The organism is Pseudomonas sp. AG1028, from assembly GCF_007993955.1.
In the GTDB taxonomy this organism is placed as follows: domain Bacteria; phylum Pseudomonadota; class Gammaproteobacteria; order Pseudomonadales; family Pseudomonadaceae; genus Aquipseudomonas; species Aquipseudomonas straminea.
Map to the genome: position 1 here is coordinate 267,517 of NZ_VIVP01000009.1, position 23,158 is coordinate 290,674.

Annotated in this window: 27 protein-coding genes and 1 pseudogene; 13 read left to right on the forward strand and 15 right to left on the reverse strand. The window is 63.1% G+C overall.

All coding sequences use genetic code 11. The features are described 5' to 3' along the window. Positions 1 to 34: 34 nt before the first annotated feature. Positions 35 to 913, forward strand: coding sequence for a pyridoxal kinase PdxY (pdxY, locus tag FB481_RS16960; protein WP_147177110.1), 879 nt, complete (start codon positions 35 to 37; stop codon positions 911 to 913). Next, positions 910 to 1,311 carry a hypothetical protein gene (locus FB481_RS16965; RefSeq protein ID WP_147177111.1) on the forward strand — a complete coding sequence of 134 codons (402 nt, stop codon included), beginning with the start codon at positions 910 to 912 and terminating at the stop codon, positions 1,309 to 1,311. Before pdxY ends, FB481_RS16965 begins: the two co-directional genes overlap by 4 nt. A gap of 13 nt (positions 1,312 to 1,324) precedes the next feature. On the opposite strand, the gene FB481_RS16970 is transcribed toward FB481_RS16965, so the two are convergent. Together FB481_RS16970 and FB481_RS16975 are read right to left on the reverse strand one after the other, a co-directional pair. Continuing rightward, positions 1,325 to 1,579 (reverse strand): hypothetical protein, encoded by a 255-nt coding sequence (locus FB481_RS16970; RefSeq protein ID WP_147177112.1) that lies wholly within the window; start codon positions 1,577 to 1,579, stop codon positions 1,325 to 1,327. A gap of 53 nt (positions 1,580 to 1,632) precedes the next feature. Next, complete coding sequence (locus FB481_RS16975; protein ID WP_093503097.1) at positions 1,633 to 2,043, reverse strand: hypothetical protein; 411 nt, start codon at positions 2,041 to 2,043, stop codon at positions 1,633 to 1,635. A gap of 263 nt (positions 2,044 to 2,306) precedes the next feature. Here FB481_RS16975 and FB481_RS16980 point away from each other — a divergent pair, with 263 nt between their 5' ends. Genes FB481_RS16980 through rbsD form a run of 6 tightly spaced genes read left to right on the forward strand, consistent with a single transcriptional unit; the run spans position 2,307 to position 8,164 of the window. Beyond that, positions 2,307 to 3,263, forward strand: coding sequence for a sugar ABC transporter substrate-binding protein (locus FB481_RS16980; protein WP_147177113.1), 957 nt, complete (start codon positions 2,307 to 2,309; stop codon positions 3,261 to 3,263). Then, positions 3,263 to 4,828 carry a sugar ABC transporter ATP-binding protein gene (locus FB481_RS16985; protein WP_178109893.1) on the forward strand — a complete coding sequence of 522 codons (1,566 nt, stop codon included), beginning with the start codon at positions 3,263 to 3,265 and terminating at the stop codon, positions 4,826 to 4,828. The genes FB481_RS16980 and FB481_RS16985 overlap by 1 nt, the downstream gene beginning before the upstream one ends. After that, positions 4,825 to 5,805, forward strand: coding sequence for an ABC transporter permease (locus FB481_RS16990; RefSeq protein WP_147177115.1), 981 nt, complete (start codon positions 4,825 to 4,827; stop codon positions 5,803 to 5,805). Before FB481_RS16985 ends, FB481_RS16990 begins: the two co-directional genes overlap by 4 nt. 6 nt (positions 5,806 to 5,811) lie before the next feature. Further along, positions 5,812 to 6,810 carry a LacI family DNA-binding transcriptional regulator gene (locus tag FB481_RS16995; RefSeq protein WP_147177116.1) on the forward strand — a complete coding sequence of 333 codons (999 nt, stop codon included), beginning with the start codon at positions 5,812 to 5,814 and terminating at the stop codon, positions 6,808 to 6,810. 44 nt (positions 6,811 to 6,854) lie between these two features. Beyond that, on the forward strand, positions 6,855 to 7,763 hold the full coding sequence (gene rbsK, locus FB481_RS17000) for a ribokinase (protein ID WP_147177117.1): 909 nt from the start codon (positions 6,855 to 6,857) through the stop codon (positions 7,761 to 7,763). Then, positions 7,760 to 8,164 carry a D-ribose pyranase gene (gene rbsD / locus FB481_RS17005; RefSeq protein WP_147177118.1) on the forward strand — a complete coding sequence of 135 codons (405 nt, stop codon included), beginning with the start codon at positions 7,760 to 7,762 and terminating at the stop codon, positions 8,162 to 8,164. The genes rbsK and rbsD overlap by 4 nt, the downstream gene beginning before the upstream one ends. A gap of 153 nt (positions 8,165 to 8,317) precedes the next feature. On the opposite strand, the gene FB481_RS17010 is transcribed toward rbsD, so the two are convergent. The 8 genes from FB481_RS17010 to FB481_RS17045 form a co-directional block, all read right to left on the reverse strand. Next, positions 8,318 to 8,722 (reverse strand): hypothetical protein, encoded by a 405-nt coding sequence (locus tag FB481_RS17010; protein ID WP_147177119.1) that lies wholly within the window; start codon positions 8,720 to 8,722, stop codon positions 8,318 to 8,320. Between the two features lie 68 nt (positions 8,723 to 8,790). Further along, complete coding sequence (locus FB481_RS17015) at positions 8,791 to 9,768, reverse strand: hypothetical protein (protein WP_147177120.1); 978 nt, start codon at positions 9,766 to 9,768, stop codon at positions 8,791 to 8,793. A gap of 295 nt (positions 9,769 to 10,063) precedes the next feature. Next, positions 10,064 to 10,717: an HAD family phosphatase gene (locus tag FB481_RS17020; RefSeq protein ID WP_147177121.1), complete on the reverse strand. Its 654-nt coding sequence runs from the start codon at positions 10,715 to 10,717 to the stop codon at positions 10,064 to 10,066. Continuing rightward, a complete protein-coding gene (locus FB481_RS17025; RefSeq protein ID WP_147177122.1) occupies positions 10,717 to 11,703 on the reverse strand; it encodes an ABC transporter ATP-binding protein in 987 nt (328 codons plus the stop codon). The genes FB481_RS17020 and FB481_RS17025 overlap by 1 nt, the downstream gene beginning before the upstream one ends. Continuing rightward, positions 11,700 to 12,497 (reverse strand): ABC transporter permease, encoded by a 798-nt coding sequence (locus FB481_RS17030; protein WP_075933404.1) that lies wholly within the window; start codon positions 12,495 to 12,497, stop codon positions 11,700 to 11,702. The genes FB481_RS17025 and FB481_RS17030 overlap by 4 nt, the downstream gene beginning before the upstream one ends. Next, complete coding sequence (locus FB481_RS17035; RefSeq protein ID WP_147177123.1) at positions 12,484 to 13,332, reverse strand: ABC transporter permease subunit; 849 nt, start codon at positions 13,330 to 13,332, stop codon at positions 12,484 to 12,486. The genes FB481_RS17030 and FB481_RS17035 overlap by 14 nt, the downstream gene beginning before the upstream one ends. Further along, positions 13,329 to 14,135 carry an alkaline phosphatase family protein gene (locus FB481_RS17040; RefSeq protein WP_147177124.1) on the reverse strand — a complete coding sequence of 269 codons (807 nt, stop codon included), beginning with the start codon at positions 14,133 to 14,135 and terminating at the stop codon, positions 13,329 to 13,331. Before FB481_RS17040 ends, FB481_RS17035 begins: the two co-directional genes overlap by 4 nt. A gap of 163 nt (positions 14,136 to 14,298) precedes the next feature. Next, positions 14,299 to 15,357, reverse strand: a complete 1,059-nt coding sequence (locus FB481_RS17045; RefSeq protein ID WP_093503123.1) for an ABC transporter substrate-binding protein — start codon at positions 15,355 to 15,357, stop codon at positions 14,299 to 14,301. 294 nt (positions 15,358 to 15,651) lie between these two features. Between FB481_RS17045 and FB481_RS17050 the strand changes: the two genes are divergently transcribed. Then, positions 15,652 to 16,368, forward strand: a complete 717-nt coding sequence (locus tag FB481_RS17050) for a UTRA domain-containing protein (RefSeq protein ID WP_093503125.1) — start codon at positions 15,652 to 15,654, stop codon at positions 16,366 to 16,368. 680 nt (positions 16,369 to 17,048) lie between these two features. Further along, positions 17,049 to 18,239, forward strand: coding sequence for a sugar transporter (locus FB481_RS17055; RefSeq protein WP_147177125.1), 1,191 nt, complete (start codon positions 17,049 to 17,051; stop codon positions 18,237 to 18,239). A gap of 17 nt (positions 18,240 to 18,256) precedes the next feature. Here FB481_RS17055 and FB481_RS17060 read toward each other — a convergent pair whose 3' ends face one another. Together FB481_RS17060 and FB481_RS17065 are read right to left on the reverse strand one after the other, a co-directional pair. Beyond that, positions 18,257 to 18,802 carry a GNAT family N-acetyltransferase gene (locus FB481_RS17060; RefSeq protein WP_147177126.1) on the reverse strand — a complete coding sequence of 182 codons (546 nt, stop codon included), beginning with the start codon at positions 18,800 to 18,802 and terminating at the stop codon, positions 18,257 to 18,259. 66 nt (positions 18,803 to 18,868) lie between these two features. Then, positions 18,869 to 19,456: an NAD(P)H-dependent oxidoreductase gene (locus tag FB481_RS17065; RefSeq protein ID WP_147177127.1), complete on the reverse strand. Its 588-nt coding sequence runs from the start codon at positions 19,454 to 19,456 to the stop codon at positions 18,869 to 18,871. A 153-nt stretch (positions 19,457 to 19,609) separates the two neighbouring features. Here FB481_RS17065 and FB481_RS17070 point away from each other — a divergent pair, with 153 nt between their 5' ends. Together FB481_RS17070 and FB481_RS17075 are read left to right on the forward strand one after the other, a co-directional pair. Next, positions 19,610 to 19,915 carry a putative quinol monooxygenase gene (locus FB481_RS17070; protein WP_147177128.1) on the forward strand — a complete coding sequence of 102 codons (306 nt, stop codon included), beginning with the start codon at positions 19,610 to 19,612 and terminating at the stop codon, positions 19,913 to 19,915. A gap of 77 nt (positions 19,916 to 19,992) precedes the next feature. Beyond that, a complete protein-coding gene (locus tag FB481_RS17075) occupies positions 19,993 to 20,577 on the forward strand; it encodes a DUF4157 domain-containing protein (RefSeq protein ID WP_147177129.1) in 585 nt (194 codons plus the stop codon). Here the strand turns inward: FB481_RS17075 and FB481_RS17080 are convergent. Genes FB481_RS17080 through FB481_RS17090 form a run of 3 tightly spaced genes read right to left on the reverse strand, consistent with a single transcriptional unit; the run spans position 20,574 to position 21,880 of the window. After that, complete coding sequence (locus FB481_RS17080; RefSeq protein WP_147177130.1) at positions 20,574 to 20,930, reverse strand: DoxX-like family protein; 357 nt, start codon at positions 20,928 to 20,930, stop codon at positions 20,574 to 20,576. The two genes, FB481_RS17075 and FB481_RS17080, sit on opposite strands and share 4 nt — an antisense overlap. Beyond that, a complete protein-coding gene (locus FB481_RS17085; protein WP_147177131.1) occupies positions 20,923 to 21,348 on the reverse strand; it encodes a thiol-disulfide oxidoreductase DCC family protein in 426 nt (141 codons plus the stop codon). Before FB481_RS17085 ends, FB481_RS17080 begins: the two co-directional genes overlap by 8 nt. 46 nt (positions 21,349 to 21,394) lie before the next feature. Then, positions 21,395 to 21,880: a hypothetical protein gene (locus FB481_RS17090; protein WP_147177132.1), complete on the reverse strand. Its 486-nt coding sequence runs from the start codon at positions 21,878 to 21,880 to the stop codon at positions 21,395 to 21,397. Positions 21,881 to 22,402: 522 nt separating this feature from the next. Between FB481_RS17090 and FB481_RS23690 the strand changes: the two are divergent. Next, a pseudogene (locus FB481_RS23690) lies at positions 22,403 to 23,089 on the forward strand (PAS domain-containing protein); the annotation flags it as partial. Positions 23,090 to 23,158: the final 69 nt, after the last annotated feature.

The window sequence follows — 23,158 nt, forward strand, 5'->3', positions numbered from 1 at the left end:
CCTTGCGCCGTCCATGACAGGATCCCGCCCGCCCATGAGCGCTACCCACCCACCCCTGGTGCTATCCATCCAGTCCCACGTTGCCCTCGGCCATGTCGGCAACGACGCCGCCGTGTTTCCGCTGCAGCGCCTGGGCTTCGAAGTGTTGCCGGTGCACACGGTGCAGTTTTCCAACCACACCGGCTACGGCCAGTTTCGCGGTCAGGTGTTCGATGCCGAGCACATTCGCGAGGTGCTCGCCGGCCTGCGCGATCGCGGTGCGTTGTCGCGGGTTTCGGCGGTGCTGTCCGGTTACCTGGGCGATGCCGCCATCGGCGCGGTGATTCTCGAGGCGGTGGACGAGATCCGCCGCGACAACCCGGGCGTGCGCTACCTCTGCGACCCGGTGATGGGCGACGTCGGGCGGGGCGTGTTCGTCAATGCAGCGATCCCCGATTTTCTGCGTAACCTGGCGATTCCCTGCGCCGACATCATCACCCCCAACCAGTTCGAGTTCGAGCTGCTCACCGGCAGCAAACTGGGCAGCGTCGACGAGGCGGTGCGGGTGGCGCGTCAGTTGCGCGGTCGCGGGCCGGACGTGGTGGTGATCACCAGCCTGGCCACGCCGGACATTCCCGCGGACCAGCTATGCACCCTGGCGGTCAATGGCGAAGGCGCCTGGCTGGTCAACACGCCGCGCCTGGCGCTGCATCCGCTGCCCAACGGCATGGGCGACGTGTTCTCGGCGACCCTGCTGGCGCGTTTGCTGTCCGGCCATGCCTTGCCCCAGGCGCTGGAGCTGGCTACCGCTACGCTGTACGCCTTGGTAGAGGCCACCGCTGAAGGTTCGCGCGACCTGCCGCTGGTCAGCGCCCAGGAGCAGATTGTCCAGCCGGCGCAGCGCTACCAGGCCAGTGAAGTGGTGAGCCCGTGAATAAAAAGTTGTGGTGCGCAGCGGCGCTGCTCTCGGTCAGCCTGCAGAGCCTGGCCTGCGAGGTGGATACCGGCGCCGCGTTTCGCGATGAAGTGCATGGCAATTTCGTGATCCCGGTGCGGGTCAAGCCCGGCGAGCGCTGTGTGGTGCTCGACCAGCTCAGCGAGGAGGGGCGCAAGACGCGCAGCGAGCTCTGGACGCCGGTGGAAAAAATCGGCAACAGCACGCCGAAGCTGGGGCGCTGGAAGCGTGAGTACCAGGTCGAGGGCGATGTGGCCAAGGTGGATCGCTACATCTACCTGGCCGGTCACACGCCCGGGGAGGATTCGGTCAGCTTCTCCTCCTTCCCCGATCAGCAGGAACGGCGGGCCGTCGAATACCGCTTTCGTATCGAGTGACCGCCGCCTTGCCTCAGCACTTGTAAGGGCTTTCGCTCTTCAGTTCTTCGCCGTTTTTGGCATCGCGGATGATGACAGTGGCATCCGGATACGCCGAACACAGGGCATTGCGCGCGGTATAGATGCCACTGCCCTCGGCGACCATGCTGACGTTCTGTGCAAGCGGCTGGCCGTTGGCATCCTGCAGCGTGAGCTGATAGGTGCCGGACAGCGTCATGCAGCCGCCGAGCAGGGCGCCGGCGCTTAACAGGGTGATCAGGTTCTTCATGATGTTCCTCCTTGAGGCGGGCGCTGTCGGACTGGCCGGCGGCGCCCGCTTTATTAATGACCGACGCGGTGCTCGGTGAATCGGTAGTCGGCCTGGCAATCGGCGGTCGGGTCGGCCTTGGTGTTGACGTACTCGACAGTGTCGGCATCGACGAAGCGGTAGTCGTACACCTCGGTGGTTTTCACGCCGTCGGTGGTCAGGTGGTTCTTGCCGTTGCTGGCCGTCCAGGTGCCGCGCTCGGTCTGGATCAGGCGAGTTCTGTCCTCGTCGGCGAAGAAGCTGATCTCGAATCGGCCGTCAGGACGAAAGCTGGAGTTCCAGGCGAAGAACTGGCAAGGGCCGTTCTTGTCGCGCATGCCTTGCCATTCGCCAAGTAGACGTTGGTCCAGCGCTTGGGGGGAATGGCTGGCGCAGCCAGCGAGGAGGGCAGCGAGGCTCGCGCCCAGGAGGAGGGGTTTGAACATGGTGACAGTCCTTGGTCAGGTTGCTTCCGGCGCGCGTGGCGCCCACTTTTGCCGCCGCAGCGGCCGCTGTGATTGACGGGTGTGAACGGGAAAAGTTCGTCGCGGTGCGCAGAATCCTGATAACGCTCACATTCTTCAGGACGTGCTGATCCAGCGACAGCGGCCGTTCGGAAAATTTGACAATTGCTCGGGCGTTAAATAATTTTATCCATGCGCAAACGTTTGCGTGCCCGTAAAAATGACAATAACCACGGAGTTCGCCCATGTCCGGTTTTCGTCCTGCCCGTCTCTGCGCCGCCATCGCCCTTGGTGCCGCTGCCCTTGTCAGTTTCTCCAGTGCCCATGCCGCCGAAGGCGAGCCGCCACGCGTCGCGCTGGTGATGAAATCCCTCGCCAACGAGTTCTTCCGCACCATGGAAGACGGCGCCAAGGCCTACCAGAAAGAACATCCTGACCAGTTCGAACTGGTCGCCAACGGCATTAAGGATGAAACCGATACCTCCGCGCAGATCCGCATCGTCGAGCAGATGATCGTCGCCAAGGTCGATGCCCTGGTGATCGCGCCCGCCGATTCCAAAGCGCTGGTGCCGGTGATCAAGAAGGCCAGCGATGCCGGCATCAAGGTGGTCAACATCGACAACCGCCTCGACCCGGAAGTGGTCAAGAGCAAGGGACTGGACGTGCCCTTCGTAGGCCCGGACAACCGCAAGGGCGCGCGCCTGGTCGGTGAATACCTGGCCAAGGAAAAGCTCAAGGCCGGTGACGAAGTCGGCATCATCGAAGGCGTGTCCACCACCACCAACGCCCAGCAGCGCACCGCAGGCTTCAAGGACGCCATGGAAGCGGCCGGCATGAAGATCGTCGGCGTGCAGTCCGGCAACTGGGAGATCGACCGCGGCAACGCCGTGGCCTCGGCCATGCTCAACGAGTACCCGAACCTCAAGGCGCTGCTGGCCGGCAACGACAGCATGGCTCTCGGCGCGGTGTCCGCCGTGCGTGCCGCTGGCAAGAAGGATCAGGTGCAGGTGGTCGGTTACGACAACATCAACGCCATCAAGCCGATGCTCAAGGACGGTCGCGTACTCGCCACCGCCGACCAGTTCGCGGCTCGCCAGGCGGTATTCGGTATCGAAGCGGCGCTCAAGCTGGTCAAGGGTGAGCCTACCGGTGCCAAAGACGGCGTGATCGAAACCCCCGTCGAACTCGTGACCAAGCCGTGATCCATGCGGTAACCGGCGGCGAGACCGTTCTCGCCGCTCGCGATATCGGCAAGACCTACGTCCAGCCCGTGCTGGGCGGGGTCGAGCTGGAGCTGCACGCCGGTGAAGTGCTGGCGCTGACCGGCGAGAACGGCGCCGGCAAAAGTACCCTTTCGAAGATTTTCTGTGGGCTGGAGCAACCGACCACGGGCTCTCTGAGCTTCCTCGGCCAGCCCTATGCACCGGCCAGCCGCAGCGAGGCCGAGCGCCTTGGCGTGCGCATGGTGTTGCAGGAACTCAACCTGCTGCCGACGCTGACCGTGGCCGAGAACCTGTTTCTCGACAACCTGCCTAGCCGCGCTGGCTGGATTTCCCGTGGCCGTTTGCGCGAGATGGCGCGCGAGGCCATGGCGCGTGTCGGCCTGGAAGCCATCGACCCGGATACGCCGGTGGCATCGCTGGGCGTTGGCCACCAGCAGATGGTCGAGATCGCCCGCAACCTGATCGGCGAGTGCCGCGTGCTGGTGCTCGACGAGCCGACGGCCATGCTCACCGCCCGCGAGGTCGATCTGCTGTTCGAGCAGATCCAGCGCCTGCGCGACGCCGGTGTGGCCATTGTCTATATCTCCCATCGCCTGGAAGAGCTGGCCAAGGTGGCGCAGCGCGTGGCCGTGCTGCGTGACGGCCAACTGGTGGCGGTGGAACCCATCGACCGTTACAGCAGCGACGAGCTGGTCACCCTGATGGTCGGCCGCGAGGTCGGTGAAGCCATCGACCTGGGTGAGCGGCAGATCGGTGCGCCGCTGCTGCAGGTCAGTAATCTGAGCCGCCGCGGCAAGGTCGACGATGTGTCGTTCAGCGTGCGGGCAGGGGAAATCTACGGCATTTCCGGGCTGATCGGCGCTGGCCGTACCGAGCTGCTGCGCCTGATCTACGGTGCCGACCGCGCCGACAGTGGCGAGGTGGCCATCGGCAATCCGCCGGTGCCGGTGCAGGTGCGTTCGCCCGCCGAAGCGGTGCGCAACGGCATCGCGCTGATCACCGAAGACCGCAAGGGCGAAGGCCTGCTGCTCGGCCAGCCGATTGCCGCCAACCTGGCGCTGGGCAATATGCCGGCTGTATCCAAACACGGCGTGATGCGCCCGGCGGCTGAACAGGCCCTGGCGCAGCGGCAGATCGATGCCATGCGCATTCGCTGCAACGGCGCCCACCAGGCGGTGGTCGAGCTGTCCGGCGGCAACCAGCAGAAGGTGGTGATCGGCCGCTGGCTGGAGCGCGACTGCCAGGTGCTGCTGTTCGATGAGCCGACCCGCGGCATCGACGTTGGCGCCAAATTCGAAATCTACGGCCTGCTCGGTGAGCTGGCGCGCCAGGGCAAGGCTCTGGTGGTGGTATCCAGCGACTTGCGCGAACTGATGCTGATCTGTGATCGCATCGGCGTGCTGTCCGCTGGCCGCCTGATCGAAACCTTCGACCGCGATGACTGGACCCAGGACCGTCTGCTGGCCGCCGCCTTTGCCGGCTACCGCAGCCGCGAGGCCCTGCTCGGCGACGTCGCCCCCCCGTTACAGGAGCTTTCCCAATGACCACTCCATCCGCCACGCCGGCCAAGCGCAGCGGCACCCATCAGGGCCTGGGCACCTACCTGGGCCTGGCCGGTGCGCTGCTGGCGATGATCGTGCTGTTCTCTAGCCTGAGCAGCCACTTCCTGTCCTACGCGACGTTCACCACCCTGGCCAACCAGATTCCCGATCTGATGGTGCTGGCGGTGGGCATGACGCTGATCCTGATCATCGGCGGCATCGACCTGTCGGTGGGCTCGGTGCTGGCCCTGGCCGCGGCCGTGGTCAGCGTCGCCACCCTCGGTTTCGGCTGGGGCATCCTGCCTGCCGCGCTACTGGGCATGGCCTGCGCCGCATTGGCCGGCAGCGTGACCGGGATCATCACCGTGGCCTGGGGCATTCCCTCGTTCATCGTCTCCCTCGGCGTGCTGGAGATGGCCCGCGGCCTGGCTTACCAGCTCACCGACTCGCGCACCGCCTATATCGGCGACGCCTATGCCTGGCTATCGACACCGTTCGCCGCCGGCATTTCGCCGTCGTTCGTGATCGCCCTGCTGGTGATCCTTGCCGCCCACCTGCTGCTGACCCGCACCGTATTCGGCCGTTACCTGGTGGCCATCGGCACCAACGAGGAAGCGGTGCGCCTGGCCGGCATCAACCCCAAGCCTTACAAGATTTCCGTGTTCGCCCTGATGGGCCTGCTCGCCGGCCTGGCGGCGCTGTTCCAGATTTCCCGTCTGGAAGCGGCTGACCCGAACGCCGGTTCCGGCCTGGAGCTGCAGGTGATCGCCGCGGTAGTGATCGGCGGCACCAGCCTGATGGGCGGCCGTGGCTCGGTGATCAGCACTTTCTTCGGCGTGCTGATCATCTCCGTGCTGGCCGCGGGCCTGGCGCAGATCGGCGCCACCGAGCCGACCAAGCGCATCATCACTGGTGCGGTGATCGTCATAGCGGTGATTCTCGATACCTACCGCAGCTACCGCGCCAAGCGCCGGGGCTGATCAGCCGTGGCCACCATCAAGGACGTCGCCGCCCGGGCGGGCATTTCCTACACCACGGTGTCCCACGTGGTGAATGGAACCCGCCCGGTCAGCGATCAGGTGCGCAGCAAGGTGGAAGCGGCAATCGCCGAGCTGGGTTACGTGCCCAGCGGCGTGGCCCGTTCACTGCGGGTACGCGCCACCGGCACCCTCGGGCTGCTGTTGCCCAACGCCAGCAACCCGTACTTCGCCGAGTTGGCCCGCGGCATCGAGGATCACGCCGAGCGCAACGGCTACAGCGTGATCCTGTGCAATTCCGACGATGACATCGACAAGCAGCTGCGCTACCTGCGCGTGTTGCTGGAGCGGCGCATCGACGGTCTGATCGTCGCCACCGTGGCCAGCGACGCCGCCTTCGCCCAGGCCCTGGCGGCCCTGCGGGTGCCGCTGGTGCTGGTCGACCGTTCCCTGGAAGGCGTCAGCGCCGACCAGCTGCGCATCGACCACGAGCAGGGCGCTTATTTGGCCACCCGTCATCTGCTGGAGCTGGGTCACCGGCGCATCGTCTGCATTGGCGGCCCGGCCAGCACCCAGGTGGTTCAGCTGCGCGCCGGCGGTTATCGCCGCGCCCTGGACGAGGCGGGCATCGAGGCCCAGGCGGTGGTGGACTGCGCGTTCACCAGCCCGGCTGGTCACGCCGCCGCCCAGGTGCTGCTGGCAGGCGAGCAGCGGCCCACGGCGATCTTCGCCGGCAACGACATGATCGCCCTGGGTGTGCTGCGCGCCGCCGCCGAACGCGGGTTGCAGGTGCCCCAGCAACTGTCGGTGGTGGGGTTCGACGACATCGAAGTGAGCCGCTACCTGCACCCGGCGCTGACCACCGTTGGCCAGCGCATCGGTCAGCTCGGCGAGCAGGCGGCCGAGCGGCTGCTGGCGCGCATCCGCAAACCTGGCCTTGCGGCCGAACAACGGTTGATCGAGCCGACCCTGATGCTGCGTGAATCCACCGCGGCCATCGGCGGCTGAATATTTTCCAGCTGGGCGCAGGCGCCCGAGAGGAGCAGGTACAGATGCAAGGCAAAGTGGTGGTGGTCGGCAGTTTGAACATGGACCTGATCGTGCGTGCGCCACGCCTGCCGCGCGGCGGCGAAACCCTCACCGGGCATGATTTCTCAACCGCCGCCGGCGGCAAGGGCGCCAACCAGGCGGTGGCCGCGGCGCGCCTCGGCGCCCAGGTGGCGATGATCGGCTGCGTGGGCGCCGACGCCTATGGCGCACGGCTGCGCACCGGGCTGATCACCGAAGGCATCGACTGCTCGGCGGTCAGCGAAATCGACGGCGTGCCCACCGGCATCGCTTCGATTCTGGTGGACGACGCCGGCCAGAACGCCATCGTCATCGTTGCCGGCGGCAACGGTGCGCTGACCCCGCAGCACCTGAGCGCACAGGCGCAACTGCTGGCCGATGCCCAGGTGCTGATCGTGCAGCTGGAAGTGCCGGACGCCACCGTCGAGGCCGCCATGAAGCTGGGCCGCGAGGCCGGCTGCACGGTCATCCTCAACCCGGCGCCCGTGGCCGGGCCGCTGCCGGCCCACTGGTACGGCCTGGCCGATTACCTGATTCCCAACGAGAGCGAGGCAGCCGCGCTGACCGGCTTGCCGGTGGGCTCGCCCCAGTCCGCGCTGCCGGCAGCGCGCAGCCTGCTGCAGGCCGGCGCTCGCCGCGTACTGATCACCCTCGGCGCCCAGGGCGTGCTGTACGCCGACGCCGAGCGCCATGCCCATTTCGCCGTGGCGCCGGTGGCTGCCGTGGATACCACCGCGGCCGGCGACACCTTCGTCGGTGGCTTCGCCGCGGCCCTGGCCACCGGCCAGCCGCTGGAAGCCGCCATCGCCCTGGGTCAGCAGGCCGCCGCCCTGGCCGTCACCCGGCCGGGCGCACAACCCTCCATCCCTCATCGCCACGAGTTGCCCGCATGAAGAAGACGCCACTGCTCAACGCCGAACTGTCAGCCGCCATCGCTCGCCTGGGCCATGGCGACATCATCGTCATTGGCGACGCCGGCATGCCGATCCCCGCAGGTACGCCATGCATCGACCTGGCGCTGACCGCCGGAGTGCCGGACTTCGTCACCACGCTCAAGGTGGTGCTCAGCGAGATGCAGGTGCAGAGCCATCTGCTGGCCCGGGAAACTCTGGAAGTTGCGCCGGTCGGGCTGGAGGCCATCGAAGCGCTGACCGCAGCCGGGGAGTTGGGCGAGCGCCAGCTGGTCAGCCACGACGAACTCAAGGCCGCGTGCCGCACCGCGCGAGTGCAGATCCGCACGGGTGAGTGCCGGCCTTACAGCAACATTGCGTTGATTGCCGGTGTGACTTTCTAGGAAGCTGCTCAGGATCTTAACGCTTCACTTGGCCGCTTCAAGGCAATTGCAGCTGCTGATCGGGCAGCTACCGGTCAGAAGTGGACGGCAGGCTAATAAATAGCCCTCTTCCCTCTACCATGAGCGCAGGCATTGGCACCTGAAAAATATGAGCTAGATTAACTGAGGATCTATTTCTTCGATCAGTTGCCGAATGCTGTGGCCGTCGTCACCTTTGACCAATGCGTAAAGACGGCAATGTAAAACCCCACCCTCGACACTGGCGCGCATTACCCCGGGCCGGCTATTGCCTTGAAGGTCCTGCACATAATCACCAGGACGTTGCTCGAAATAACTATCCTCTCGAACAAAAGGCACCAACTGTACGAAATTCTCCCAATTCATCGGCTCTTCAGGATCGTGTGTAAAAATCAAAAAATCGGCTGATTGCTCAACGCACCCCCAGTCGTTCAGCAACATGCATTCAATCAGATTATTTGCTGGCTCAAGATCATCGTCGCCTGAATAATCGAGGGCAGCCAACAGTGCTGAAATTCGGGAACAGTCGATAGTGATCATCGAATTACCGTTACGCACGTCATAACCCATCAGAGAGCCCTCTATTCATTTAGACAAACAAGCCTGGCTCAGAAATTCGAGCCGTTCAGAACATAATCATTTGACCACGGATTCTGGATATCCAGGCCTCCCGCTTTGATATGAGCCCATGCCTCTTTAAAGGCCGGAGTGAAATCTCGGGAGTCAAACATATCGATCATTTCCCGTACAAAATGAGTACGTGGTGTTTCACCTTCAGCGACTTGATCGAAATGGTATATCCGATAGAGCGCCACCAGAAATAGACTGGTAAACCGCTCGGATGGAATGGACGCAGTAGCGGCTTGAACGTACCAGCTTTCGCGCGGGTGCGGGTACTGAAACAGCATATCCAAAGAACCAGCATTTAGAGGAAGCGGTAAGGTGAGCCAACGACTCAGTGTCCACAGTAGATCATGGTCAAGCACGGGCAATATCATTTCCTTGCGCTCGCCAGGCAGCTTAAGCGTGCGCTGAGAAGCCTCAGGCCAAAGTAGCGAAAAAAACTTTTCGTTATTGCCTTCGGTTTGGAGCACCAACTTTTTATATATGATGAAAGGAGGCTTACTGCCCACCGGAGGAAACGACTCCAACTTATCAAGAAGGTGCGGTAGCTCTTTGGCGATGACTTCCTCTCGAGCGACCACAAAGCCACCCGTCGAGCTGATCAAGGAGCCAATCGTCAACAAATCATCCATACCTTGAAGTACGTCGCGGGCTCGAATACAGGGCGCATTCAGATACAACTCACGCTGCGCACGCAAAACCTGCTCATCACGACTTGGGTGCAAGTAGAGAAACAACAGCAGATTGAGCGGGCTGTCCTCATCGTCCAGGTGCTTTTGCCAATCCGGCAGCATGCCTTTCATGAAATAGCGCTTGCTGATCGCTTTGCACTTTTTTGGTTGAGACAGGCCCTGCAGCAATATCTCAACCTGTTGCCAGGCTTGCTCGCGCTCTGCCACCCAAGTTTTGTCCTTGGTTTTCCAGTAGCTCAAGTCAAACCCTGCGAACGAATCCCTGCTCATAGTTACTCCCCGAAACATTGACAAAATTGACGAATACTTGATGTCAACTGATTCGCGTAGGTAACCATATACTCTTCAAAATAGCTTTTGGTACTACGCAAAGATACCGAGGGCGTAATCATTATGTGATGTAGTTCGCTGTGGCCTTGGTCGCTTGCGTCAAACTCTTCTTGTAGTCGTAGCGTGGACGAAACTTCATCCGTCCACCGCTCTGTGATCGCAATGGTAGATGAAAAAAGCGTCATTCACCCCTATATAGCGAAAGCCTGTTCCCGCCACATTGCCGCCATCCTGCTCAAGACCAGCTCAGGATTGGCCAGCCTTCGCGCTCGGCGTGCTCGCGCAGTGCCGGATCGGGGTTCACCGCGTGGGGTTTGTCGACCCGTTGCAGCAGTGGCAGGTCGTTGCGTGAGTCGGAATAGAAGTAGGCGCCTTCCAGGCTTTCGCCTTGCTCTTCCAGCCAGGCGTGCAGGCGGGTGACCTTGCCTTCACGGTAAGTGAGCACGCCTTCGGTCTTGCCGCTGTAGTGGCCGTACTCTTCGTGCAGGTCGATGGCCAGCACCTCCTCGACCTTGAGCCGTTCGGCGATGGCGCTGACCAGAAAGTGCGCCGAGGCGGAGATGATCAGGATGCGGTCGCCGGCTGCGCGGTGGTTGGCCAGGCAGCGGGTGGCGTCGCTGAAGAAGATCGGCTCGATCACGTCTTCCACGAAGGGCTCGACCACGAAGGCGACTTCCTCCGGCGTGCGCCCCACCAGCGGCGACAGGCTGAAGGTCATGTAGTCCTCCATGGCCAGTTTGCCTTCTGCGTACGCTGCCATCAGCTGGTGATCCTTGGCGATAAAGCTCTCGCCGTCGACCCAGCCCAGGGTGGCCATGTGCTCGCTCCACAGGCTGGCGCAGTCGCCGTTGATCAGGGTTTCGTCGAGATCGAAAATTGCCAGGGCCATCAAGCTACCTCTTTTACGGCATTCGCCGCGATATCCAGTGAGATGGGCTGGCCATTGGCGTGCAGGTCGTCGGCGCTACGGTTGAGCACGTCGACCAGCAGTTCCACGCCGCCGGCGTCCACCCGGTAGCGGATGATATTACCGAGCAGGCTGTGGCTGCGAATGATTGCGCTGATCGGGCCCTGGCCAAGCACGATGGCTTCCGGGCGAATCGCCACCTGGCTACTCACCGGGCGGCCGAGCAGGCGGCTGGCGGTGGCTGCGTCGAGCAGGTTGTAGTTGCCGATGAAGCCGGCCGCGAAGGCATCTGCTGGGGCGGTGTAGAGGGTTTCCGCGTCGCCGCTCTGGACGATGCGCCCGGCGTTCATCAGGAAGATGCGGTCGCTCATCACCAGCGCCTCTTCCTGATCGTGGGTGACGAAGATGGTGGTCAGGCCCAGCTCCTGCTGGATGCTGCGGATCTGCTCGCGCAGGTGCTTGCGGATGCGCGCATCGAGGGCCGACAGCGGCTCGTCGAGCAGCAGCAGGCGTGGGCGGGTGACCAGCGAGCGGGCCAGGGCTACGCGCTGGCACTGGCCGCCGGACAGCTGATGCGGGTAGCGGCCAGCGAAGTCGCCGAGTTCAACCATCGCCAGGGCTTCCTGCACGCGGGCGGCGGATTCTTCCTTGCCGACCTTCTGCATGCGCAGGCCGAAGGCGACGTTCTGCGCGGCGGTCATGTTGGGGAACAGCGCGTAGCTCTGGAACACCATGCCGATGCCGCGCTTCTGTGGCGACAGCGGCACCAGGTCTTCGCCGCCGAGCAGGATCTTGCCGCCGTTGACCTCGGTGAGGCCGGCGATGCAGCGCAGCAGGGTGGATTTGCCGCAGCCCGAAGGGCCGAGCAGGGTGACGAATTCGCCTTGCTCGATCTCGGCGTTGATGTCGCTGAAAATCGCGGTGCCGCCGTAGCTCTTGTGCAGGTTCTGGATGCTCAGGAAGCTCATGCCTTGTCCCTGTTCAGTCGATTGGCCGCCCAGGTGAACACCAGGACGAAAAAGAAGTAGGAGATCACCAGGGCGCTGTTGAAGTGGCCGCTGCTGTTCTTCATGTTGTTGAGGTACACCTGCAGCGTCTCGTAGCGCGTGCCGACCAGCAGGTTGGCGAACACGAATTCGCCGAACAGGAAGCTGAACGACAGGAACAGTGACACCATCAGGCCCTTGCGTAGGTTGGGCAGCACCACCAGAAAGGCGGCTTTCCAGGTGCTGGCGCCGAGCAGGTGGGCGGCGTCCATCAGGTCGCGCAGGTTGATCGCCTGCAGGTTGTTGGTGATGGCCCGGTACATGAACGGCAGGGCGATGGTGAAGTAGCAGCCGATCAGGATCCACGGCGTGCCGACCATGGCCAGCGGCCCGGAACCATACAGCTGCAAGAGGCCCACGGCGGACACCACCGGCGGCACGGCGAACGGCAGCAGGATCAGCACGTTCATCACCGCGTCGAGTTTCGGAAAGTGGTAATGCACCACGAACAGCAGCGGCAAAATCAACACCACCGACAGCGCCAGGGCACCGAAGCAGACCAGCAGCGACTGGCCGAAGGCCTTGAGAAAGCGCGGCTCGCCCCACAGCTCTAGGTACCACTTGAAGGTCAGGCCATCCGGCAGGATGGTCGCCGACCAACTGGTGGCCAGGGAGTAGAGCAGGGTGCCGGCCAGCGGCAGTAGCAGGATCAGGAACAGCAGCCAGACCACCACGCGGTGGTAGAGACTTGCGGCGGGGGCATCAGCGCGGGACATGGTAGCTCCTCCTCAGCAGCAACTGATGGACGAGGGTGATCGCCGCCATCAGGCCGACCAGGATCATCGCCAGGGCGCTGGCCATGTTCGGGTCGAGGGAAATGTCCCCGGAAATCATCGCGGCGATGCGGATCGGCAGCACGTTGAAATTGCCGGTGGTCAGGTAATACACCGTGGCGTAGGCGCCCAGGGCATTGGCCAGCAGGATGACGAAGGTGCCGAGCAGCGCCGGGGTCAGCACCGGTAGGCCGATATGCCGCCAGAAGGCCCAGGTGCCGGCGCCGAGCAGCGCGGCGGACTCGCGCCAGTCCTGGCGCAGGGCGTCGAAGGCCGGGTAGAGCAGCAACACACCGAGGGGAATCTGGAAGTAGGTGTAGAGCACGATCAGGCCGTTCTTGGAATACAGGTTGAAGCTGTCGATCAGCCCGGCCTGGATCAGCAGCAGGGTCAGCGCGCCGTTGAAACCGAGCAGGATGATGAAGGCGAAGGCCAGGGGCACGCCGGCGAAGTTGCTGGTCATGTTGGAAAAGGCGATCACGAAGTCGCGCAGTTTCGAGTCAACCTGGCGCAGCGAGTAGCTGCCGACGATGGCGATCAGCATGCCGAACACGCTCGACCAGAAGGCGATCTGCAGGCTGAACTTGACCGCCTGCATGTAGAACTTGGAGGCGAAGGCCTTCTCGAAATTACCCAGCCCCCAGCCGTCCGGGGTGTTGAGGCTGTTGATCGCCACCCAGATCAGCGGCGCGACCTGAAAGGCGAAGAAGAACAGCGCGAACGGCAGCAGGCATAGCGCCGCCAGCCATTTGCCGCGGGGTTTGTGGATGGCGCTCATCGCAGCAGCTCCCGGCACAGAGGTTTGTCATGGGCCACGCCGAGCAGCTCGCAGATCGTGCCGCACAGTTCGAGCTGCTTTGGCGCGGCGGCCTCGCTGAGGCTGAAGGCATCGCCGAGCACGAACAGCGGCACTTCGCGCTCTTCGGGCAGCAGGCCGTTGTGGGAGCGGTCGTCGTTCATGCCGTGGTCGGCGGTCACCAGCACCTGGTAACCGGCGTCCAGCCAGCCTTGCAGGTAGTTGGCCAGCTGAATGTCGGCGACGCGCGCGGCATTGCGGTACTGGCTGCTGTTCAGGCCATGCTTGTGGCCGGCGTCGTCGATGTTCATCGGGTGCAACAGCAGAAAATCGGGTGCGTGATTGAGGCGCAGGCTTTCGGCATCGTCGAACAAATGCGAATCCGGGTAGTGGTCGACGTAATAGAAGTGCCCGTGCTGGATCGGTAACTCGGTATCACTGGTATGCCGGTCGCGGGCGGCCACGAAGGGCGCGCGGTTATACAGCTCGCTGACCCAGTGGTAGGCGGCAGCCGCGGTGCTCAGCCCGGCGGCGCGGGCGTAATGGAACACGCTGCGCTCGGTGCTCAGGCGCACCACGTTGTTGTGCACGACGCCGCTGTCGATGGGCGCGACGCCGGTGAGAATGCACTCGTAGAGCGGCCTGGACAGCGACGGCAGTTCGCACTCGAGCTTGTACAGCGCGGCACGGCCAGCAGCGCGATAGGCCTGCAGATGACCGAGGGCATGCCGGGCGACCTCGAAATTGAGGCCGTCGAGCAGGACGAGGATGACCTTGGACGGCATGGGTAATCCTGGGTTGAGAGGGTGTTGGGGTAGGGGGATCGGGGCGCATAGCTGACGCTTGCCTACGCGGCCCGATCCGCCCACCATTTCACGAACGCAATGGTGGATGGAAAAACGTCATCCACCCTACGTGCCACGTAGCGGGTGGATGCGGTCTCCCGAATCACTCCATATTGATGATCACGTTTTCCTGCCACTGCTGCGGCAGGGCCTTGGAGGTCGCTTCCCAGGCGGCGGCATCCTTGATCGGCTTGACCTTGGCGTACTGCTCGTTGGGCAGCAGCTTGGCCTGGACCTCGGCCGGCAGGGTCAGGTGCTCGGCGCGAATCGGCCGGGCGTTGCCCTTGGCCAGGTTGATCTGCCCGGCATCGCTGAAGATGTACTCGCGGGCCAGCTTGGCGGCGTTGGGGTTCTTGGCGTACTTGTTGATGATGGTGGTGTAGCCGGAGATTACCGAGCCATCGGACGGGATCAGCACCTCGAAGCGGTTCGGGTCGATCTGGTCGCGGTAGGACAGGCCGTTGAAGTCCCAGACGATACCGACTTCCACTTCACCCTTCTCGAGGGTCTGGATGGTCGGGTTGGCCAGCGACAGGCGACCCTGCTCGGCGATCTCGGCGAAGAAATCCAGGCCCGGCTGGATGTTCTTCTCGTCGCCGCCGTTGGCGATGGCCGCGGCCAGCACACCGTTGACCGCCTGGGCGGCGGCGCTGACGTCGCCGATGGCGACGCGGTACTTGCCGGTTTTGAGGTCGGCCCAGCTTTTCGGCACGTCCTTGACCAGCTGCTTGTTGACGATGAAGGCGATCGAACCGGTGTAGGCCAGTGCCCAGTGGCCGTCTTTATCTTTTGCCCAAGACGGTACCTGATCCCAGGTGCTCGGCTTGTAGGGCTGGGTCACGCCCTGGGCTACGGCGATGGGGCCGAATGCGGCGCCCACGTCACCGATGTCGGCGGTGGCGTTGTCCTTCTCGGCCGCGAACTTGGCGATTTCCTGGGCCGAGCTCATGTCGGTGTCCATGTGCTTGAGGCCGTACTTGTCGGCCAGGTCCTGCCAGGTGTCCTTCCAGTTGGCCCAACTGTCAGGCATGCCGACGCTGTTCACGGCGCCTTCTTTGCGTGCGGCCTGTTCCAGTGCAGTCAAATCCGTCTCGGCGGCCATGGCGTGGGAGGCCAGAGCGATGGCGCTGCCTATCAGCGATGCCAGTAGCAGTTGTTTCATTGGAAACTCCTTTGCGTTTGCGAGGTTGGTCTAGATCAGCAAGAGCCAAGCCAATGTAGGCGTTGCCAATGACAGTTTTGTGTCGGCAGGGCCGCCAGCCACTCATCGGCGTTGCGCTTAGAGAGCGTAGACCAGCCCAAGGCATTGAATTACCTGGCATGAGCCATGCTTGCAGCCTGGCTGTCATCTGCCGGTCATGGTGTTTGCCTAGCCTTGCCGGCAAGAGAGGCGGCGCAAACAGGGCCGCAATGTGCCCCGCGATGGGGCTGGTCTAGTCCAAAAGGAACCAGGTTGATGCGCGACGATACGCCGCGGGCCGTTACCACCATCTGCCGCGCGTTGCAGGAACAGATCGAACACGGCCTGCTGCCCGCCAGCGGCAAGCTGCCTGCCGAGCGTCGCCTGAGCGAGTTGTTCGACACCACGCGCATCACCCTGCGTGAAGCGCTCGGGCAGCTGGAAGCCCAGGGGCTGGTGTACCGCGAGGAGCGCCGCGGCTGGTTCGTGTCGCCGGCGCGGGTGGCCTACAACCCACTGGTGCGCACCCACTTTCATGCCATGGTCGCCGAGCAGGGCCGGGTGCCGGCCACCGAGGTGCTGGGCGCGCGGCTGATACCGGCCAACGCGCAGATCTGCCAGGTGCTGGGGCTGTCGGGGCTGTCGAGCGTTTACCAGATACGCCGCGCGCGGCGTATCGACGGGCGCCTGGTGCTGTATGTCGAGCACTATCTGAACCCCGAGTACTTTCCCGGAATTCTCGACTTCGACCTGACCCGTTCGCTGACCGAGCTGTACGCCAGCGAATACGACGTGCGCTACGGCCGCGTGCGCTTCGACATGGTGCCCACCGCGCTGCACGCCGACGCCGCCGCCGCGCTCAAGGTCGCCGCCGGCAGCCCGGCACTGCGCATCACCCGGGTTAACCGCGACCAGCACGGCCGGTTGATCGACTGCGACCTGGAGTATTGGCGCCATGATGCGATACATATCAGTGTGGAAGTGCCGGATTAGGGCGGGGAAGTGGCGGAGCAGAGACCGGCACAGTATCTGTGGGAGCGGGCCATGCCCGCGATTTTTCGCGCGCATGGCGCGCTCCCACAGTTCGTAGGGTGGACGACGCCTCACCTACGCGGCCCGAACCGTCCGCCGCTCTGCGATCGCAATGGTGGATGAAAAGAGCGTCATCCACCCTACGTAGCTGGCGCCATGATGCGATTCATATCAGTTGTGGAAGTGCCGGAGCAGGGCGGGAAGTGTCGGAAGCTGCCGTTCACGTAATGCGTAGGAGGGGCTTTAGCCGCGAGCTCTTTACGTCCTCATAAAGCTCGGGGCTAAAGCCCCTCCTACAATCTCATGACCACTTCTGCCTCGAACCTGCCTCTCCCCGCGCTCTTAAACTCATTATGAAGACCAGTCGTCGCCCATCCAAATAACGCTTTCCCGAGCATATTGTTCAGCCGCCAGGCCGTGCGTAGAATCGCCTCCGCAGGCCATCCCATACCTATAATTTTCCGCTCTCCGCATCGCCACTCCCAGCGTTCATCGCCATTGGGAGCGCGAGCTGCCGTGTGCGTGTTCGTCGTGTATGGGGCTCATATTTTTCGTTCGCTTCCTACCGCGCTCGTTGCCATCCGGCTTCGGGCGATTGGCCGTTGTAGCCGAGGCGTTCCCCAAGGGCGGATATCAGCCAAATGAACACACCGGAACAAGCGCACAGCGGTAGCTGGCTGAGCGTGATCGCCTTGGCGCTGGGCGCCTTCATCTTCAATACCACCGAATTCGTGCCGGTCGGCTTGCTGAGCCAGATCGGCCACAGCTTCGAGATGACCACTGCCAGCGTCGGCCTGATGCTGACCATCTATGCCTGGGTGGTGGCGTTGGCCTCGTTGCCGTTGATGCTGCTGACCCGCAACATCGAGCGACGCAAGCTGTTGGCCTTTGTGTTCGTGCTGTTCATCGCCAGTCATGTGCTGTCCGGCATCGCTTGGAATTTCAGCGTGCTGGTGATCAGCCGCATCGGCATCGCCCTGGCCCATGCGCTGTTCTGGGCTATCACCGCGTCCCTGGCGGTGCGGGTGGCGCCGCCAGGCAAGCAGGCCCAGGCCCTCGGCTTGCTGGCGACCGGCAGTGCGCTGGCGATGGTGCTGGGCATTCCCCTGGGCCGGGTGATCGGCGAAGTGCTGGGCTGGCGCACGACGTTCACCACCATCGCCGTGGTGGCCGGTGTGGTGGTGCTGTGCCTGATCAAGAGCCTGCCGCTGCTGCCGAGCCAGAACTCCGGCTCGTTGCGCAGCCTGCCGGTGCTGTTCAAGCGCCCGGCGCTGGTCACCGTGTACGTGCTTACCGCCCTGGTCATCACCGCCCACTTCACCGCGTACACCTACATCGAGCCGTTCGCGCTGGAAGTCGCCGGTATTGCGGCGGATATGGTCACCGTGCTGCTGTTGCTGTTCGGCTGTGCGGGGATCATCGGTTCGATTCTGTTCAGCCGTTACAGCACGCGCTTTCCACGAGGGTTCGTAATCACCGCGATCGGCACGTTGAGTCTGTGCATGCTGCTCCTGCTGCCGGTCGCCCGCGAGCACGCCTTGCTGGCCACTCTGAGCGTGATCTGGGGCGTTGCCATGATGTGCTTCGGCCTGGCATTGCAGGCCAAGGTGCTCAACCTCGCCTCGGACGCCACCGATGTGGCCATGGCGCTGTTCTCGGGCATCTTCAACGTCGGCATCGGCGGTGGAGCCTTGCTCGGCAGCCTGGTGAGCAGCCAATTGGGCGTGGCCAATGTGGGCATCGTCGGCGGCCTGCTTGGCATCGCCGGCCTGCTGCTGTGCGGGGTGACCACCTACCGCTTTTCCCGGCCACTCAAGCCTCAGCCGCTGTGATGCAGCACCGGCAGATTTCAGGTCTGCCGGTTTAGCCATTCTTCGCGGCTGAGCGCCCAGGTCTGGGAAGGCAGCCGGCCGCACACGTAATCGCTCTCGCCGGTTGCCACCAGGCGCATGCCTTCACGCTCGGAGAGCCGCTGCGAGGCAATGTTGGCCATCGCTTTGGGCACCTCCATCAGCGGGCGCTGCAGCACCTCGAACCAGTAGCGGTTGACCGCCACGCAGGCTTCGCCCATCAGCCCCTGGCGTTGCCAGGCCGGGGCTATCCAGAAGCCGCGGTTGTTGCCCGGCGTATCCATCAGGCTGATCACGCCAATCACCCGCTCGGGCTCGGCCATGGGCCGCAGCGTCCAGTGCCATTCCTGGCCGGTAGCCATGGCGGGCAGGGCGACATCACGCAGGTAGCCCAGCGCGCCATCGGCCGGGTAGGGCCAGGGCACTTGGGCATTGAGGTAGCGCACCACTTCCCATTGGCCGAACAACGGCTGGATCTGCTCGGCGTCGGCCAGTTGCAGGGGCTGCAACAGCAGGCGCGGCGTGTGGAGGCTGGGGAGGGGCATGGGGGCAGTCCGTGGCAGAGTGGAGCGACCGATAGTGCCGGCCGCCGCCCCGTTTGTCATGTCGCCTCAGGCGTTCTGCAGCACACGCGCCAGGTGCTCGCGGTAGCGCTGCACGTCACGCTCGACATCCGGGCGCTTCATTACGTCGACGCACAGGAATGTAGGTAGGGCGTTCATGCCCAGAAATTGCTGGGACTTGTGGAAGGGGAAGTAGACCGCGTCCACGCCCTTGCCCTCGAAGAAATCGCTGGGGTCGTCGAAGGCCTGCTGCGGGGCGTTCCAGGTCAACGACAGCATGTACTGCTTGCCGTGGATCAGGCCGCCGCTGCCGTATTTCTGCGAGGCGTCGGAGCGGGTACGGCCGTCGTTGGCGTACAGGCTGCCATGGCCTTCGGTGAACACCTCGTCGATGTACTTCTTGACGATCCACGGCGCTCCCATCCACCAGCCCGGCATCTGGTAGATCACCACATCGGCCCAGAGGATCTTCTGCACTTCCTCGGCGACGTCATAGCCGGCGTCGATCTCGGTGGTCTTGAATTCGATACCGGCCTGGTCGAGAAACGCGGCGGCGGTTTCGTGCAGCGTGCGGTTGAGGCGGCCGTCGGAATGGGCGAATTGCTTGCCGCCGTTCATGAGCAGAATCTTTTTCATGGGGCGTCTCCGTAACTGATTGAATGAGCTCAGGTTACGGCTTCACGCGCAGGCGAAAAATGCCGGCAAGGGCAAATTACTTTTGACTTGAATGCATGAATGCTCCGCTTTTACCTGCGGTACCGTGCAGCAGTATTCAACACGGAGATTCCCATGTACGGCTTCATTCTTCACGCCCATACCCGCCCGGAGCGGGCCGATGCCTTTGAGCAACTGTTTCGCGCTTACGTCGAGCCCAGCCGCGCCGAGCCTGGCTGCATCGAATACCACATGCTGCGCGATGCCACGGACCCGACGCTGTTCATCTTCTTCGAGGTTTGGCAGTCCCGCGAGCACCTGGCGGTGCACACCGCCTTGCCGCATATGCGCGACTTCCATGAGCGGCGCATGGAGTACCTGAGCCGGGACTTCGAGCTCCGCGAAATCGAGATGCTCAGCTCGTCATCGGCCAGCACTTGATTTAAGCCGCTGCGAAGACTGGACGAGCGCAGCAGCTGACGCCATGGTCGCGTCTGCCTTTTCATCGAGAGCGATGCATGTTCAAACGCGTTCTGCTGTGTGTTTTGCTGACGGCGGTTCAGGTGCCTGCCGCCCTGGCCTGCGCGCCGGGTGAAACCCAGGTGTGCCTGGGTGGCTGCATCTGCGTGCCGGACCCCAATGGCGTGCTCGGGCCGATGCAGGAGCGCGCCGGCACCATTACCGCCAACGCCTTGGAGGGCTGGATCCTGCGTTCACGCGAGTCGGCGGTGCGCCAGGGTACGCTGCCAATTCCGCCGCTGATCCGTGAGCAGCTGCTGCCGTTCTACTCGGCCGAATTGCTCGACGCGGTGCGTTACAAGGTCGGTGATCTGGACGAACTGAGCGCCGCCCGCAACGTCATGCAGAACCCGGATATCCGCGCCGTCACCCTGGTCGACATCATCGTGTTCCGTAACGCCGAGATGGCCGAGCATGATGCCGCGCTGTGGGCCCATGAACTGCTGCACGTGCAGCAATATCGGGAGTGGGGCTCGGCGGGCTTTGCGGCGCGCTACAGCCGCGACTACAACGCCGTCGAAGCGCCGGCCTATCGCCGCCAGGCCGAGATCGCGCGTATTTTGCGCGAACAGGCGGGCCGTTAACTGCGCGTACGCTCGCGCAGGGCGATCACGCCGAGCACCAGAGCGGCAAGGTTCAGGCTCAGCGGGTTGAACGCCTGAACCAGCACGGCGGGCGCGAAGATCGCCACATCCACCAGCAGTACCAATAACGCGGCCATCGCCAGGTAGAGCGGCCAGCGCTGCCGCCGTAGCAGCACGATCAGCAGCCCCAACAGCACTTCACCAGCCCCGGCCGGCACAAGCAGGCTGTGCGGCAGGCCGTGGGCGTCGAGCAGCTGCAGCTCGCTGGCATCGCGAAACAGCAGCTTGGGCACCAGCCCGTGGTAGATGAAGATTGCGCCAAGCGTCAGGCGCGCCAGCAGGGCATCAGTCATGCAGAAAACGCTCGCGGTCTTCGGGGCGTGGCACCGGGCAGTGGTCGTGGCGCCCGAACAATCTGTAGCGGTTGCGGGCGATGGGATCGTAGAGCCAGTCGCGCAAGCGACGCGGTATCACGCGCGCCACCGTCGCCCAGCGCCAGGGGGCTGGCAACTGACCGAGGATGGCGAGAATGGCATCGCTGCGCTGCAGGGCCTTGTCGCCCTCGACATACAGGAGCGTGTCGAAACGATCCAGCGGCATGCCGAACCACGCCAGAATCGCCTGGCCCTGGGGCGACTGTACGCTGCACAGCTTGAGCCGGCGGTCACGATCATGGCGAATCAAAAAGCGGCTCCAACCGTTGCACAGCTTGCACACACCGTCGAACAGCACTACGCGATCACCGGGCTGCAGGTGGGGTGGATGGGTCATGGCTGGCTCCGGGCTGACTATGGCCTGAGGGTAACCCAGTTGTCGGTCAGTAATGCAGGTCTTCGCGTGCGTGGCTGCATTGCCGGATCAGCGCGTAGAGCGAGACGGCGAGCAGCACGAAAATCGCCAAGATGCAGAACGAGAACACCAGAAAGTTGATGCGGCTGCCCTCGTAGATTTCACGCGGCACGTAAAAGCCGGAGTGCAGGGGCGAATACATGATCTCGATGCTCTGGCCCACCGAGTGCCCGGCCTGGGCAGGTTGCTGATACTGCTCGGCGGTACCGATGAACGTGTGCCCACTGGGCGTGCTGAAGCTGTATTCGTAAAGCTCGACGCTGCTGTTGTTCTTCATCGTGGTTACGGCGGTTACGACGCCCTCAGCGCTGGCTGGCCAGAGCTTGATAACTGCGATGCTGGCGCCGCTTTGTACCAGAAAGGCGATGAAGGCGAAGGCCGGGATCATCCAGATCGAAAGCGAAGAGAGTGTGAACAGAAAGTCGCGCTGTTCCTCCCTGGGGTAATACACCATGGTCATTCCCTTGAGTGTGTGGATTGGTGAAACCGGGGCCAATGCTTGCTTGCCCCACAGTCAGCTCAGATGAGCCTCTGACGCGCGGCTTCTTCAAGGCTGTTGCGGGTCAGATCAGCAGCTGCATCCAGCGGGCGTCATGTTAGGGGCGGTGGCAAGACAAGGCCAGCCGTGGGTGATGGCTTTTGTGAGGCAGCGCTGATCCGGTCTGCCTTTCTGCTGGCTCCGCGTTCATTGACGCGGCTTTTCTCACATCAGTACATGCGCTCCAGATTTAGCGAATATTTTCCGACCAAACCCCATGATGGCTTTGTGCTCGCCTTCTATGCTTAAACGCAGAGAAGACTGCAGTCTGAGCGCTGGACGGTCCTCAATAAATCGGCTGGGCAGCCGATGGCATGTCAACGTGATTGCTTCCCGGAGAGAGAGAGCATGTTCGGTAAACAGTGGAAAAAAGAATTGCAGGCCAAGGATGCCGAACTGTCGCTGCTTCGCCAGCTCTGCAAGGGCATCGATAGCGAGATGATCACACTGACCATCGATCCCGATTTTCGAATTATCGACGCCAACGCCAATTTTTCGCGTTTCATCGGCCACACTCCCGAGCAACTGGTCAATCGATCGATGAACGACATCTTGCCGGCTTATGTAAAGAACCTGCCGTGTTTCAAAAAGTTGATCGAAGCGATTCGCACCGGTAAGTCGATCAGCGACCGTTATCGCTTCCTGGGCGCCGACGGCGCACTGGTATGGACCAGAGCCTGCTGGCAGCCTGTGGTCGATGAGCGCGGGGTGGTTTGCCGTGTTCATTGCTTTGGTACGGATATTACCGATGCCATGAACAGCGCCCGTGAAAATGAGGATTTCATCAACGCCTTACTGCGCTCCACCGCGGTGATCGAGTTCGACCTCGGTGGCCACGTTCTGACGGCCAACGACCAGTTCCTGCATGGCATGGGTTACAGCCTGGATCGCATCAAGGGCAAGCACCACAGCATGTTCTGCGACGCTCAGGAAACCCACTCGGCCGACTACAAGCAGTTCTGGGAGCGCCTGAACCGTGGCGAGTTCGTCGCCGGTCGCTTCAAGCGCATCGACAGCCACGGCCGCGTGGTGTGGTTGGAAGCAACCTATAACCCCGTGCACGACACCCAGGACAAACTCTACAAGGTGGTGAAGTTCGCCACCGTGGTGACCGATCAGGTCAACCGTGAGGAGGAGGTCAACGACGCGGCCGGGATTGCCTACGGCATTTCCCAGCAGACCGACACTACCGCA